Consider the following 15044-nt stretch of genomic DNA (forward strand, 5'->3'; position numbering starts at 1 on the left):
CGGTGCGCGTATCCCAAGGTTCCACTTTACAATTTTCACGTCTTGACGGGTGTTACCGTATGTATCCAGGCCTTTATAAAATGACATGGGTGCCGTCGTTCACCGTAGCGGACACGGCCGCCAGAGGGCGGCGCGCGGGCTGGCGGCGGGGATAATCGGCCATCTGCGCGAACATGGCTGTCACGCAACGGTCGGCGTCCAGCACCTGGCGCGAGCGCAGCATCGGGCGCGGCAAGGCGTGCGTGTAGTAATGACAACCCTCGACCGGATAGCCGAGCGCCCAGATATTGCGCGCCGGTTCGCCCTGGAGGTTGAGCGGCTGGCTGGCCTCGTCGATTTCGATGCCGCCCGGGTGGAACACGCCGTTGTAGTACGGCCGCACCAGGCCGCGTTTTAACACATTACGGATCAGTAATGACTCGTCCGTCTCGGGAAAAAAGGCGTCCAGCCGGGCCACGACCAGCACATCGACCGGCCGCCGCTCGGTGCCCTCGGCGAACTTGGTGCTCAGCACGTAGGTGGAATCGTCCTCGTCGGTCTCGACCACGCTGTTGGGGCCGGAGACGATGTCGATGACGCCGGCGTCGAGCAGCGCCAGCAGCTCCTCGTTGCGGCGCAGCGGCGGGCCGAAGGCGGCGCGGTTGATGGCCGGGTTGTAGACGTTGAGGAACTTGCGGTGCGAGGCCGGCGTCAGCCCGCCGTGCTCGATGGCGGCCTGCAAGGTGGCGCGGACATCGCGCAACACGTCGGTGGCGGCCTTGGTCGGACTGTCGATATTGCCCAGCCGCGCCTCGCGCAGATCGGTTTGCAGCCAGTCGGTGAAAAAGCCGCGGAACTCGTCGAGGTTGGCGAACTGGCGCTCGCGCAGCGGAAACAGCAGCGCATCGATCATCGCCTCGTCGTCGGCGTCCGGCACGAAGGTCAGCGGGTCCGGCAACAGGGCGGCCGTTGGCGAGCCGGGCAAGGCAGGCTGTGGGGCCCCGTGCCCGGACGCGCCGCCGCGGGCGTTGTTGGCCGGCAGCGCGGCGGTGCGCGCCAGGGTGTTGCGGTAGACCCAGGCCATTTCGCGCTTGAGCAGCGGCAGCAGTTCCCGGTCGAAATCGAGCTGGCGGCTGCCGCGCGTGGCCAGCGCCATGCGCCGCAAGGCCTCGACCGCGTCCGGTGTGAAGAAATGCGGGTGGTGGCGGCCGTCGAGCCCCTTCTGGTTGATGCCGCGCGCGGCGTAGGGCAGGCAGTTGCGCGAGCACAAGGTCAGTTTCGGCTCGCGCCCGGAGCGCTGATAACGCAGCAAACCCGGCCGCCCCTGGCCGTTCCCCTCGCCGTTCGGCTGTCGGACGAAGGCGCCGCCGCGTCCCACCGTGAGCTCGGCGATCACATCGTGCGCGCTCAGGCCCAGCCCCTGGATCGCCACGCGCGCCTCGGGGCCGAGGCGATCGAGCTTGTCGAGCGGATAGATGTGGCGCACGAACGACAGGCGGCTGTTGTAGCGCGCGTGGTCCTGCGCGAACTTGGCCAGCGCGGCATCCAGATCGCTGGGCCGATTGCGGCCGTGGCCGGTGGTGAGGAAGACGAAATCGCTGTGGACGATGAAACCGCTTTCCAGCTCGATGGCGGTGCGCCCGTCCTGCTGCTGCCACAGGTCGTTGGCGCGCAAGCGGTGGTGGGTGAGCGTGAGGCAGGCCGGCAAGGCGGCCGCGATCTGCTGGTAGGTCCAGGCCAGGTATTCGCCCAGCATGCTGCGCGGCAGGTAGTCGGACTCGGCGATGTCGGCGCCGGCGCCGGCGATCCTGTGATAGCTGTCGCCGAAGCGGCGGTAACCGCTCTGCCGCGCCCACGCCGTCAGCGTCGGCGTGGCGCACAGCGGCGCGTGATGCACCGCGCCCAGCGCCGGGAACATGGTGACCTGGCTGGCCACCGTGTTGATCAACAGATGCTGCGGCTGGCGCGTGGTGTGCACGCCGGGGCCGCATTCGCCGGGCTCGATCAAAATGATGTCGAGCAGCAGCTGGCGGCTGCCGGCGATCGCCGCGATGCGTTCAAGTACGCTGAGCCCGCGAGGACCCATTCCTACTATCGTGACACTGTAGCGTTTCATTCCGGTCGCCTCTTTTTGTCATAGCCAACTTGCCTATGATAAATAAGCGACCCTTAAATTAACTTGTCACCCGTCAATGCTTGACTATGTTCACGGCCTTCAGTGGTACGGCGTGCACACTTTCCGGAGTGTAATCAACCACGTCCCCGGCCAGCTCGGCGTCGCTCATCGGACCGGTTCCGCTGTATTTATCGAGGAACAGATAGATGACGGGCGTGATGTACAGGGTGATCACTTGCGAGAAGATCAAGCCGCCCACCACGGCCAGGCCCAGCGGCTGGCGCAGTTCGGCGCCGGCGCCCAGGCCCAGCGCGATCGGCAGCGCACCCATCAGCGCCGCCAGGGTGGTCATCATGATCGGCCGGAAGCGCAGGATGCAGGCTTCGCGGATCGCCTCGGCCGGCGTGCGACCCTCGTTGCGCTGCACGTGCAGCGCGAAGTCGATCATCATGATGGCGTTCTTCTTGACGATACCGATCAGCATCAGGATGCCGATGATGGCAATCATCGTCAGATCGAGGTTGAACAGGCGCAAAGTCAGCAAGGCGCCCACGGCCGCCGATGGCAGGCCGGCCAGGATGGTCAGCGGGTGGATATAACTTTCATACAGCACGCCCAGCAGCACGTAAATCACGCCCACGGCAGCCAGGATCAGGATCAGCTGGCTGCCCTGCGAGCTCTGGAACACCGCCGCGTCGCCGCCATAGTTGGTGATGATCGACGGCGGCAGGTTCATGTCCACGCCCATGCGGTCGATCTTGGCGGTGGCCGTGCCCAGCGGCACATCCGGCGCCAGGTTGAACGAGATCGTGATCGCCTGCAGCTGGCCCTGGTGGTTGACGGCGGTCGGGCCGATGGTGCGCTCGACGCTGGCGATGCTCGACAGCTTGACCAGCTGGCCGGTCTTGTTGCGCACCGAGATCCGGGTCAGCGCGTTGTCGAACTGGCGGTCGGCGTCGGCCGCCTCCAGGATCACGTAGTAGCTGGCGGCCGGCGAATAGATGGTCGACACCTGCCGCTCGCCGAAGGCCAGATACAGCGCGGTGCGGATGTCGCCGATGGCCACGCCGAGGTTGTTGGCCTTGTCGCGGTCGATCTTGAGCGAGGCCTGCAAGCCCTTGTTCTGCGAATCGCTGGTGACGTCGCGGAAGTCTGGGTCGTTGCGCATCTGGTCCAGGTATTTCTGCGCCCAGTCGTTGAGCGCGCCAGGGCTGACCGATTGCAGGGTGTACTGGTAGCGGCTCTTGGACGGGCGTCCGCCCAGCTGCAGGTTCTGCACCGGGCTCAGATACACGGCGATGCCGGGCACGGCCTTGGTGGCCTTGCGCAGGCTGTCCAGCACCTGCGGCATCTTCTGCCGTTCGCCGCGCGGCTTGAGCACCAGGAACATGCGCCCGCTGTTGCCGCCGCTGACAAACGAGACCACGTCCTGCACGTTGGGGTCGGCGCGGATCACCGCCACCACGCGGTCCTGCAAGGCCATCAGCGCAGCCGACGAGATGTCCTCGGAAGCCTCGGTGTTGACGCGGATCTGGCCCAGGTCCTCCTCGGGGAAGAAACCCTTGGGTATCGTCATGTACAGCACCGCCGTCAGCACGAAGGTGCCCAGCGCGGCCAGCAGCACGACCGGCCGGTGGCGCAGCGCCACGTCCAGGGTGCTGGCGTAGCCGTTGCGCAGTTTGGTGAAACCGGCCTCGAACCAGCGGCCCAGGAAGTTGCCCTTGTCGTGCTCCGGATCGATGGTGTCGGCCGGCAGCAGGCGGCTGGCCAGCATCGGCACCAGCATCAGCGACACCGCCGCCGACACCAGCACCGACAGCGCGACGACGACGGCGAATTCGTGGAACATCAAACCGATCACACCAGGCATGAAGAAGATCGGGATGAACACGGCCACCAGGGAGACCGAGATCGAGATGATGGTGAAGCCCATCTCCTTGGCGCCGATCAGCGACGCCTGCAACGGTTTCTTGCCCATCTCGATGTGGCGCACGATGTTTTCCAGCACCACGATGGCGTCGTCGACCACCAGGCCGACGGCCAGGGTGATGCCCAATAGTGAAACGTTGTCGAGGCTATAACCGAAGGCATACAACAAGGCCAGCGCGCCCAGCAGCGAAATCGGCATCGTGATCGCTGGAATAAACGTCGCGGCGGCGCGGCGCAGGAACAGGAAGATCACCATCACCACCAGGAAGATGGTCAGCAGCAGGGTCAGGTTGACGTCGTGGATGGCCTCGCGGATCGACACCGAACGGTCGTTGACGAGGTTGATGCTGATCGACTCCGGCACCTGGTTCTTGAAGCGCGGCAGCAGCGCGCGCACGCCGTCGACCACCTGCACGGTGTTGGCGTCGGGCTGGCGCTGCACCAGCAGCACGATCGAGCGCTCGCCGTTGTAGCTGCCGGCGGTCTTGACCGACTGGAAGCTGTCCTCGACGGTGGCGACGTCCTTCAGGCGCACCGGCTCGCCGTTGCGGGTGGCGACGATCAGCTCGGCGAATTCGGCCGCCTTCATCAGCTGGGCGTTGCCCTGGATGGTCAGGGTCTGGCTGGGGCCGTCCAGGATACCCAGCGGCGTGTTGGCGTTGGCCGAGCGGATCGCCTGCTGCAACTCATCCAGGGTGAGGTCGCGCGCGTTCATCAGGTCCGACTTGGCGCGCACCCGCACCGCGAAGCGCTTCTGGCCGTTGACGGTGACCTGCGCCACGCCCGGCAGGGTCGACAGGCTCGGCGCGATCAGGTTCTCGGCGTAGTCGTTCAGCTCGGCCAGGGTCATCGACGGCGACGTCATCGTCATGAACAGCACCGGGGCGTCGGCCGGGTTGACCTTGCGGTAGGACGGCAGGTCGGTCATCTCGACCGGCAACTGGCGCTGGGCGCGCAGCAGCGCGGCCTGGACGTCCACCGCCGCCTCGTTGACGTTGACGCTCGGGTCGAACTCCAGCGTCAGCGAGGAATTGCCCAGGATGTTGGTGGAGGTGATCAGCGACAGGCCGGCGATGGTCGAGAACTGCTTTTCCAGCGGCAGCGCGACCGACGAGGCCATGGTGTCGGGCGAGGCGCCCGGCAGGTCGGCCGAGACGTTGATGACCGGCGTGTTATAGCTGGGCAGCGCCGCGACCGGAATGTAGAAGTACGACAGCACGCCCGCCAGCACCAAGGTCAGCGACAGTAGCACCACCATCACGGGGCGCCGTATGCACAGCTCTGAAAGGTTCATCGCTTAGCCCTTCTGTTTCGCGTTGTCGGTCCCCGGCTCGGCCGGCTTGTCGGCGCCGGCGATCCGCACCTTGCCGCCCGGCCGCAGGTTTTGCTTGCCGTCGACGATGATTTTCTCGGTGCCGCTCAATCCGGACACGGCGGCCTGGTCGCCAAAGGAGTGCAGCCGCTTGATGTTGACCACCTTGGCCGATTGGTCGCTATCGACCGCGTAGACGAAGGTGCCGCGGGTATTGCTGATGATAGCGTTTTGCGGGATCACCGTCGCGTCTTTTATCACGTGGGAGACCAGCTGGGCGTTGACGTACTGGCCCGGCCACAGGCTGCTGCCCTTGTTGTCGAACTGCGCCTTGACGCGAATGACGCCGGCGACCGGATCGACGGTGTTGTCGATGAAGCTCAGGGCGCCGTTGATTGCCTTGTCCGAGCCGCCCAGGGTGACCTTGACCGGCACCGTGCCGCGCTGCTTGGCCTCCAGCAGCGCACCGAGCGCCGACTCCGGCAGGGTGAAGGCGACGTTGATCGGATCGAGCTGGGTGACGGTGGTGAGCGACGTCTCAAGCTGCACCAGGCTGCCCGGATAGACGTTGATGGCGCCGACCCGGCCCGTCATCGGCGCGCGGATCGAGGTGTAGCTGGCGTCGACGCCGACCGCGCGGGCGGCTGCGATGTCGGCCTCGAGCAGCGCGCGGGCCGATTCGACCTGGCTCTTGAGCGTGTCGACGGCGCCTTGGGCGACGAATTTCTGTTCCAGCAGATCCATCGCGCGCTGGTACTGGCGCTCGGCGTCGGCCAGGGTGGCGCGGTCGCGCGCGACCTGGGCCTGCGCCTTTTGCACATTGGCGCGCTGGCTGCGGTCGTCGAGCGAGAACATCAGCTCGCCGGAGGTGACGAACTGCCCTTCCTTGATATGCACCTTGGAGATTGTGCTGGTCGTTTGCGGATGCAGGTCGACGGTGCTGACCGGCGTCACCGTGCCGTTCGCTTGCAGCACGACGGCGACGTCCTGGCGCGCCGGCGCGACGACGCTGACCGTGGTCGGCCCCTGCGGGCCGTTGCCGTTCTTCGACTGGGCGCCGGCCTGGGCCGGGCCGGCGCCGCCGTGCGTCGCGTACCAGACGCCGCCGCCAAGGATCGCGATGGCGCCCACCACATATGCTAACGAAGATTTTTTCATTTTTTAAGCCAGGGTTTTACCGATGAATGTAGTGCCAGGATTATTGCCGCCGTGCATCAGGGGGAGGCATTGTCGCATGATTTTTGACCAAAACTCGCGCTTCGTCGCTACTTTGTGGCGCGCTGTGGCGTTTTTGCGTGACGGTTTTGCGTAACGCACGAAGCCGGGTGAGCGCGCCGCGCCGATCAGCGCACGGCGTAGAACTCGGGCACGACCAGGGTGACCTCCAGCCCGCCGTCAGCATGGTTGGCCAGCACCACGTTGGCGCCGTGCTGCTCGGCGATGTTGCGGGCGATCGTCAGGCCCAGGCCGGTGCCGCCGGACTCGCGCGAGCGCGACGTCTCGATGCGGTAGAACGGCTCGAACACGCGCGCCATCTGGTCGTCCGGAATGCCGGGGCCGCCGTCGCGGATGCGGATGCGCGCCGCGCCCGCCAGGCGCTCGACGGTGACGTTGGCGTGGTGGCCGTACTTGACGGCGTTGTCGATCAAATTGACCAGGCAGCGGCGGATCGCCAGCGGCCGGCCCATCAGCGCCATGCCGGCCTTGCCGTTCAGCTCGACCGGCTGGCCGCTGTCGGTGGCGTCGCTGCAGACGCTGTCGAGCAGCGAGTCGAGGTCCAGCGCCTGCATGGTTTCCGTGGTGTCCATGCTGCGCGCCAGGTCCAGGCCTTCCTTGACCATCTGCTGCATGGCCGACAGGTCGTCGATCAGGCGCTGCTGCAGGTCGGCGTTGTCGACCTTTTCCAGCCGCAGGCGCAGGCGCGTGAGCGGGGTTTGCAGGTCGTGTGTGATGGCCGCCAGCATCTGCGTGCGCTGCATGATGTGCTGGCGGATGCGCGCCTGCATGGCGTTGAAGGCGGCGCTGGCCTGGCGGATCTCGGCAGCGCCGCTGAGCACGACCGGAGGATGGTTAATGTCGTTGCCCAGGTCCTTGGCCGCCTGCGCCAGCAGCTTGAGCGGACGCATCGTCATGCGTGTGACCAGGTAGGCCAGCACCGCGACGCTGAACAGGAACGGCAGCAGCGCCAGCATCTCGCTGTACTCGGTGGCCGGCTTCTCGGGCGGCGGCAGGATCGACAGCTTGAGCAGTTCGCCGTCGCGCAGGCGCACGCGCATGGCCTCGCAAGCACCGCCCCATTGCGACGGCGCGAAGATGTAGCTCTGGCGCGGCTGGTAGCAGGCGGCCGGGCGCTCGCGCAGCGGCATCAGCTGGATGCCCTGGCCGAGGCGCTGCTGCAAGCGGGTGGAAAATTCGGTCGGGCCGGTGGTGTCGGCCAGCGGTTGGTCGGGGCGCTGCAGCAGGATGGTGCCGCGCGTGGCCATGCGCAGATAGGTCGCGCGCGACGGTTCGGTGAGCGCCTCGGCGGTCGAGATCAGCTGTTCGGCGCGCTCCATTGCATGGAAGTCGCGGTAGCGTTCGAACGCGCGGGTGCGCTCGCCGACGGCCAGCCACTGGGTCAGCGCCGCCGAGGCGATGATGCCGAGCAGCAGGACGGTAAAGACCCGGCCGGTCATCGAGCCGAAGAACGCTTTCAAGGGTGCGGCTCCACGGTGACCTGGCCGGCCAGCACGTAGCCGCCGTTGCGCACGGTCTTGATGATCTGCGGCACGCGCGCGTCCTCGCCCAGCTTCTGCCGCAGGCGGCTGATCTGGATGTCGATCGAGCGGTCGAACGGATCGGCGTCGCGGCCCTGGGTCAGGTTCAGCAGCTGGTCGCGGTTGAGCACGCGGTTTGGATGTTCGAGGAACACCTTGAGCAGGCGGAACTCGGCGCCCGACAGCATGATGACGATGCCGTCCGGGTTGAGCAGGTGGCGCGCGGTCAGGTCCAGGGTCCAGTTGGAAAAGCGCATCTGCTGCGCCTTGTCGGTGCCGCTGCCGCTGGGCATGGCGTTACTGCGGCGCAGGACGCTGCGGATGCGGGCCAGCAGCTCGCGCGGCTCGAACGGTTTGGGCAGGTAGTCGTCGGCGCCCATTTCGAGGCCGAGGATACGGTCGAGCGGCTCGCCGCGCGCGGTCAGCATGATCACCGGCAGGGTCGACTGCGCGCGCAGCTTGCGGCACAGGGTCAGGCCATCGTCGCCGGGCAGGTTGAGGTCGAGCACGACCAGGTCGGGTTTGGCTTCGTCGAGCATCTTCCACATGGCCACGCCGTCGGCGGCGCACAGCGCCCGGTAGCTGTTCGATTCCAGGTAGTCGGCCAGCAGGGTACGGATGTCGCGGTCGTCGTCGACGATCAGAATAGTAGATGTGGGTTCCATGCCTTAATTATCCTTAGTTCGGACGCGCCTGACCAATCACCAATTGTATCGTCTTGTATATGACCGCAAGGTTGTGACAACGGGGTGACAACGCGAAACATCTGGATACAAACACTATGACACGGGAAACGTCATGGCAATCTTCGGCTGCGAATATGGGTTCAAGCGCGGCAACAAACTACCGCGATACCGTGAATCACTGAACTACTCATCGATAAAGGAAATGACCATGAACGTACTTCGCAAAAGCATACTGATCGGTTTTACGGTGCTGGGCATGGCCGCCGCGCACGCGCAAGACGCAGCGCCGGCCGCCGGCCGGGACCAGACCGCCAACATGGAGCAGCGCCGCGCCAAGATGTCGGAGATGTACGCCAAGCGCCAAGCCAGGCTGCACGACCAGCTGAAGCTGACGGCGCAGCAGGAATCGGCCTGGACCAGCTATCAGGCGGCGATCAAGCCATCGATGCCGGACGGCGCGCGTCCGCAGCGCGGCGAGTTCGCCAAGCTGACGGCGCCTGAGCGTTTGAGCAAGATGATCGAAATGACCAAGCAGCGCGAAGCGAAGATGGAAACGCACCTGACGGCGCTGACGGCGTTCTACGGCCAGTTGACGCCGGAGCAGAAGAAGGTGTTCGACGAGCGCGCCATGGGCGGCAAGCACGGCGGCCACGGCCAGCGCGGCGGCTGGCGTCATCACGGTTGATGTCAAAACCTGCGGGGGTCAAGTCTGACATTCGGACACAATCTCAGCCGTAAAGGCCGTGTAGTGTTCAGGCCGTGTCCGAATGACAGACTTGACCCCGGGTTTAGGGGAACGCGCGCGACAAGGAATTGTGGAACTGACCGGCGTTCTGATAGCCGATCACGCGCGCGCCAGGTATCTCCTGCCCTTTGCCGTCAAATAAGATGATCCCCGGCGGTCCGAATAAGCCGAACCGCTTCAGCATGGCCTTGTCGTCGGCGTCGTTGGCCGTCACGTCCACCTGCAGCAGCACGGTGTTGGCCAGCTTGTCGCGCACCTTGGCGTCGACGAAGGTGAGCTTCTCCATCTCCTTGCACGACACGCACCAATCCGCATAGAAATCGAGCATGGCGGTCTTGCCGCCAGTCTGCGCCAGCACCGCATCGAGCTGCGCCACGGTCTTGATGCGCTGGAACGCCAGCGGCGTGTGCTGGTTGCCGGTCAAGTGCGCCAGCGGCGCCAGCGGATCGCGTCCGCCGCTGACCACGCCAACCAGTTGCGTCAGCCCCAGCACGGCGACCACCACGCCCACCGTCTTGCCGACCCAGGCGCCGGAATTGAGCAGCAGGTACATGCCGTAGCCGACCAGCAGCGCGGCCCAGCCCATCATCTGCACGGCCGCCGGCAGCACCGGCGACACCAGCCACCACGCCATCGCCAGCATCAGCACGCCAAAGAAGCGCTTGACCGAATCCATCCACTTGCCGGCCTTGGGCAGCAAGGCGCCGGCCGAGACGCCGACCAGGATCAGCGGCACGCTCATGCCGACCGCCATGGCGAACAGCGCGCTGCCGCCGATGACGACGTCGCGCGTCTGGCTGATGTAGACCAGCGCGGCGGCCAGCGGCGCGGCCACGCACGGGCCAACGATAAGCGCCGAGATCGCGCCCATGACGAAAACGCCGGCCAGCTTGCCGGACGATTGGCGGTTGGAGACGCCGCTCAATTTGGACTGCAGCGCGGCCGGCACTTGCAGGTCGTAGTAGCCGAACATCGACAGCGACAGGATCGCCATCAGCACGGCGAAGGTGCCCAGCACCCACGGATTTTGCAGCGCGGCGGACAAGCCCTCGCCCGCCAGGCCGGCTGCCACGCCGAGCGCGGTGTAGACAATGGCCATGCCCAGCGCGTAGGTGACCGACAGCAGCAGACCCCGACTTCGGTTGCTGCGGTCGCCCTCGCCGACGATGATCGACGACAGGATTGGCACCATCGGCAGCACGCACGGCGTGAACGACAGGCCCAGGCCGAGCAAGGCGAACAGCGGCAGGATCACCAGCAGGCTGCCGGTCTTGAGCGCGGCTTCCAGCCGGCCCGATTCGCCGACCGGCGCGACCGCGACGGCGGCGGCTGGCGGCGCCGGCGGCACGATGTCCTCGGCGGTCGGCTTGGGGATGGTGTAGATATTGACGCCGGGGCTGACGGGGGCCGGTTTGCCTTCGCCGATGGCCGTGGCCGAAGTGACGGCCGTTGTCGTTGCTGCCGCTGCGGCGACCGGCTTCGCGGCGGCGGCCGTGGCCGCGCCCTTCGCGCCCGGCGCGCCCGGCGCGGCCGGCAACGGCACCGAGCCGCTGCCGGTCAGCTGCGCCTTGTAGTCTTGCGGCGAGTAGCACAGGCCCTTTTCGGAGCAACCCTGCCCGCTGACCAGCAAGGTGAACGGGCCGTCGACGTCGACCGGTATCGTGATGATGACGTTCTGGCGGTAGGTTTCGACGTCCTTTTCAAACGTAGCGTCGTAGTGGACTTTGCCGGCCGGGATCAAGGGCGTGCCGAGCTTGGCGCCGACGGCGCTGAACTTGAACGGTTCGCGGTACATGTAGTAACCGTCGGCGATCTGGAAGTTGACCGCGATTGTGTGGCCGTCGACCATGCGCGCGGAGAACTTGAACGCCAGCGCGGGATCGAGGAAGTCCTGGGCGCGGGCGGGACCGGTCAACAGCACGGCGATCAGGGACAACAGCGTGGCAAAAAGACGGGCGAAACGGGACATGAAAACCTTCTATCAGCGGGGATGGTCGTTGGAGCAAGTGCGATAGTACACCGAGCCGTGGTTTCCCGCCCGCGCCCGGGCCCGGTGACCAGCGGTTATCGCGGCGAATTTACCGGCGTCGCCGTTTTGTGCGAAACTTAATTTTTGCCCACCTGGAGCCCACTCCGATGTCTACGTTACGCCCGTTGCTGTTTTCCGCTTTGGCGCTGGCCGCCGTCCCGACCCTGGCGCAAGCGCCGGCCGAGGCGCTGGCCGCCGTGTCCGCCGACGATTTGCTGACCCATATCAAGACTTTGGCTTCCGACGAATTCGAGGGCCGCGCCCCGGGCTCGGCCGGCGAAGCGAAGACGGTGGCGTATCTGGAGCAGGAATTCAAAAAGCTGGGCCTGAAACCCGGCAATCCGAACGGCAGCTGGGTGCAGCCGGTGCCGATGCGCGGCATGACGCCGGCGCCGTCGTTCACCTACACGATCGGCGGCAAGACCGTGGCGCTCAATTTCCCGGAAGACTATGTCGCGCACTCGACCAGCCAGCCGGCCAAAGTGGCCGTCGACAAGTCCGAGATCGTGTTCGTCGGCTACGGCGTGCAGGCGCCGGAGTACGGCTGGGATGATTACAAGGGTGTCGACGTGCGCGGCAAGACCATCCTGATGCTGATCAACGATCCGGCCGTGCCCGATCCGAAGAATCCGGCCGAGCTCGACCCGGCCATGTTCAAGGGCAAGGCGATGACCTATTACGGCCGCTGGACCTACAAGTACGAGATCGCCGCCAAACTGGGCGCCGCGGCGGCGATCATCATCCACGAGACCAAGCCGGCGGCGTACCCGTGGGACGTGGTGCGCAGCGGCGGCAACAGCGAGAATTTCAGCCTGCTGCGCGACGGTCCCGATCCGGACGCGCCGGCGGTGCCGGGCTGGATCCAGCTGGACAAGGCCAAGGCGATGATGACGGCGGCAGGCTACGATTTCGACACGCTCAAGAAGCAGGCGCTGACCAAGGGTTTCCGTCCGGTCAGCCTGAAAGGCACGGCCAGCTTCAAGATCGACAACACGGCGCGCACCGTCAACTCGAACAACTTGGTGGCGATGATCCCGGGCAGCGATCCCAAGCTGAAGGATGAATTGGTCATTTACAGCGCCCACTGGGACCACCTGGGCATCGACGAGCGCCTGCCGGGCGAGCGGACCAAACAGATCTATCACGGCGCGCTCGACAACGCCTCCGGCGTGGCCGCGCTGATGGAGATCGCCAAGGCTTATAAGACGCTGCCGCCGGCGCAGGCGCCGAAGCGCTCGATCCTGTTCCTGGCGACCACCGCCGAGGAGCGCGGCCTGCTGGGCGCGAGATACTACGCGGCCCATCCGCTGTATCCGCTGAAAAAGACGGTCGCCAACATCAACATTGACGGCATCAACGCCTGGGGCAAGACGGCACAGATCGAGAACGTGACGTCCGGGCATTCGAGCATCGACGGCTTGCTGGCCAGGTACGCCAAGACGCAGGGCCGGGTGATGGACGGCGATTCGCGTCCGGAGCTGGGCAGCTTCTACCGGGCCGACCAGCTGGAGTTCGCCCGCGCCGGCGTGCCGGTGCTGTACACCAAGGCTCGCAGCCGCTATCTGAACAAGCCGGAGAACTATGCGCGCGAGAAGGTCGATTACTACTTCACCAAGGATTACCACCAGGTGACCGACGATGTGCGCAGCGATTGGGATTTCAGCGGCGGCGTGCAGGACATCCAGCTGCTGTTCCAGGTGGGCCTGGATATCGCACAGGGCGTGACGCCGACGTGGAACGCGGGGTCGGAGTTCAAGGCGGCGGGCGACAAGCGCCTCAAATAAGCATCGATAAATCGATCGGCCAACAAAAAAGCCAGGCTGAGCCTGGCTTTTTCTAGACAACTACCACAACAGCGAAGATTACTCTTCAGCGGTTGGAGCGGCGTCGATGTCGGTGACTTCTGGACGGTCCATCAGCTCAACGTAAGCCATTGGAGCGTTGTCGCCAACACGGAAACCCATTTTCAGGATGCGCAGGTAGCCGCCGTTGCGGTTTGCGTAGCGTGGGCCCAGTTCTGCGAACAGCTTCAGAACCATTTCACGATCGCGCAGACGGGAGAATGCCAGACGCTTGTTTGCCAGGGTGTCGGTCTTGCCCAGGGTCAGGATCGGCTCGATCACGCGACGCAGTTCTTTCGCTTTTGGCAGCGTGGTTTTGATGGCTTCATGACGCAGCAGGGAAACGGTCATGTTGCGCAGCATTGCCAGACGGTGGGACGAGGTACGATTCAGTTTACGGAGGCCGTGACGGTGACGCATGGTACTTCCTTTCAGGTGTTTAAATCCGAGTTCTTCGATCGCTCACGTGTGACGGTGGGCGCGGACCGGTTCTAGGGATAACGCCCGCTACGACATGTAGCGGGCGGGTACTGCAACTGCTTATCAGTTGGCGACAGGGCAGAACATTGCTGCGCAATGTCCAGCACTGTCACCAATTTGTTGCCTTGTTATTTTTCCAGCCCAGCAGGCGGCCAGTTTTCCAGCTTCATGCCCAGGGTCAGGCCACGGGAAGCCAGAACTTCCTTGATTTCGTTCAGGGACTTGCGGCCCAGGTTTGGCGTCTTGAGCAGTTCGTTTTCCGAACGCTGGATCAGGTCGCCGATGTAGTAGATGTTTTCCGCTTTCAGGCAGTTGGCCGAACGCACGGTCAGTTCCAGGTCGTCCACTGGACGCAGCAGGATCGGATCGACCAGCGGTGCGCGCGATGGCGCTTCGGCGGCGGCTTCGGTGCCTTCCAGGGCGGCGAACACGTTCAACTGGTCCACCAGGACGCGCGCCGATTGACGGATCGCTTCTTCCGGCGAGATGACGCCGTTGGTTTCGATGTTGATGATCAGCTTGTCCAGGTCGGTACGCTGTTCCACGCGAGCGGACTCGACGAAGTAGGAAACGCGGCGCACAGGCGAGAACGATGCATCCAGAATGATGCGGCCGATGGTTTTGTTGGTGTCTTCGGACAGGCGGCGAACGTTGCCCGGCACATAGCCACGGCCTTTTTCGACTTTGATCTGCATGTCCAGTTTGCCGCCGGCGGTCAGGTGGGCGATCACGTGGTCCGGATTGATCAGTTCCACGTCGTGTGGCAGATCGATGTCCGAAGCCAGGATGGCGCCTTCGCCTTCCTTTTTCAGGGTCAGGGTGACGGAGTCACGGTTGTGGACTTTGAAGACCACGCCCTTGAGGTTCAGCAGCAGGTCGACAACGTCTTCCTGCACGCCGTCGAGCGACGAGTACTCGTGCACGACGCCGGCGATCGTCACTTCGGTTGGCGCGTAGCCGACCATCGACGACAGCAGTACGCGACGCAGCGCATTACCCAATGTATGGCCATAGCCGCGTTCGAACGGCTCCATCACTACTTTAGCGTGGCCGGCGCCCAGCGCCTCTACATCGATAATACGTGGCTTCAACAAACTGTTTTGCATGAAATGTCCTTTTCAATACCCTCGGCGCGTTAGGCCGATAAGGCTGATGGCATTAGTGAAAACGC

General features: G+C 64.9%; 10 protein-coding genes. 2 read left to right on the top strand and 8 right to left on the bottom strand.

The features are described from left to right. Window positions 1-73 precede the first annotated feature (73 nt). The 5 genes from AC0IYS_RS28820 to AC0IYS_RS28840 all read right to left on the bottom strand — a co-directional run bounded on the left by AC0IYS_RS28820 (window position 74) and on the right by AC0IYS_RS28840 (window position 8757). Window positions 74-2095: an FAD/NAD(P)-binding protein gene (locus AC0IYS_RS28820; RefSeq protein ID WP_471708409.1), complete on the bottom strand. Its 2022-nt coding sequence runs from the start codon at window positions 2093-2095 to the stop codon at window positions 74-76. A gap of 73 nt (window positions 2096-2168) precedes the next feature. Further along, window positions 2169-5318, bottom strand: a complete 3150-nt coding sequence (locus AC0IYS_RS28825; protein WP_471708410.1) for an efflux RND transporter permease subunit — start codon at window positions 5316-5318, stop codon at window positions 2169-2171. 3 nt (window positions 5319-5321) lie between these two features. Then, on the bottom strand, window positions 5322-6494 hold the full coding sequence (locus AC0IYS_RS28830) for an efflux RND transporter periplasmic adaptor subunit (RefSeq protein ID WP_471708411.1): 1173 nt from the start codon (window positions 6492-6494) through the stop codon (window positions 5322-5324). Window positions 6495-6679: 185 nt separating this feature from the next. Continuing rightward, a complete protein-coding gene (locus AC0IYS_RS28835) occupies window positions 6680-8032 on the bottom strand; it encodes an ATP-binding protein (RefSeq protein ID WP_471708412.1) in 1353 nt (450 codons plus the stop codon). Next, the gene (locus AC0IYS_RS28840) at window positions 8029-8757 is read right to left on the bottom strand and encodes a response regulator (protein WP_471708413.1); all 729 of its coding nucleotides are present in this window, start codon (window positions 8755-8757) and stop codon (window positions 8029-8031) included. The genes AC0IYS_RS28835 and AC0IYS_RS28840 overlap by 4 nt, the downstream gene beginning before the upstream one ends. A 229-nt stretch (window positions 8758-8986) precedes the next feature. Here AC0IYS_RS28840 and AC0IYS_RS28845 point away from each other — a divergent pair, with 229 nt between their 5' ends. Continuing rightward, window positions 8987-9463 (top strand): Spy/CpxP family protein refolding chaperone, encoded by a 477-nt coding sequence (locus AC0IYS_RS28845; protein ID WP_471708414.1) that lies wholly within the window; start codon window positions 8987-8989, stop codon window positions 9461-9463. A gap of 103 nt (window positions 9464-9566) precedes the next feature. On the opposite strand, the gene dsbD is transcribed toward AC0IYS_RS28845, so the two are convergent. Then, a complete protein-coding gene (dsbD, locus tag AC0IYS_RS28850; protein WP_471708415.1) occupies window positions 9567-11492 on the bottom strand; it encodes a protein-disulfide reductase DsbD in 1926 nt (641 codons plus the stop codon). Between the two features lie 167 nt (window positions 11493-11659). On the opposite strand from dsbD, the gene AC0IYS_RS28855 reads away from it, so the two are divergent. Next, entirely contained in the window at window positions 11660-13336 is a 1677-nt protein-coding gene (locus AC0IYS_RS28855) for a M28 family peptidase (protein ID WP_471708416.1), read from the top strand. Window positions 13337-13414: 78 nt separating this feature from the next. On the opposite strand, the gene rplQ is transcribed toward AC0IYS_RS28855, so the two are convergent. Beyond that, a complete protein-coding gene (rplQ, locus tag AC0IYS_RS28860; protein ID WP_090325907.1) occupies window positions 13415-13813 on the bottom strand; it encodes a 50S ribosomal protein L17 in 399 nt (132 codons plus the stop codon). Between the two features lie 188 nt (window positions 13814-14001). Further along, on the bottom strand, window positions 14002-14979 hold the full coding sequence (locus tag AC0IYS_RS28865; RefSeq protein WP_008444343.1) for a DNA-directed RNA polymerase subunit alpha: 978 nt from the start codon (window positions 14977-14979) through the stop codon (window positions 14002-14004). Window positions 14980-15044: the final 65 nt, after the last annotated feature.

It is taken from the genome of Duganella sp. AC237, from assembly GCF_979254035.1.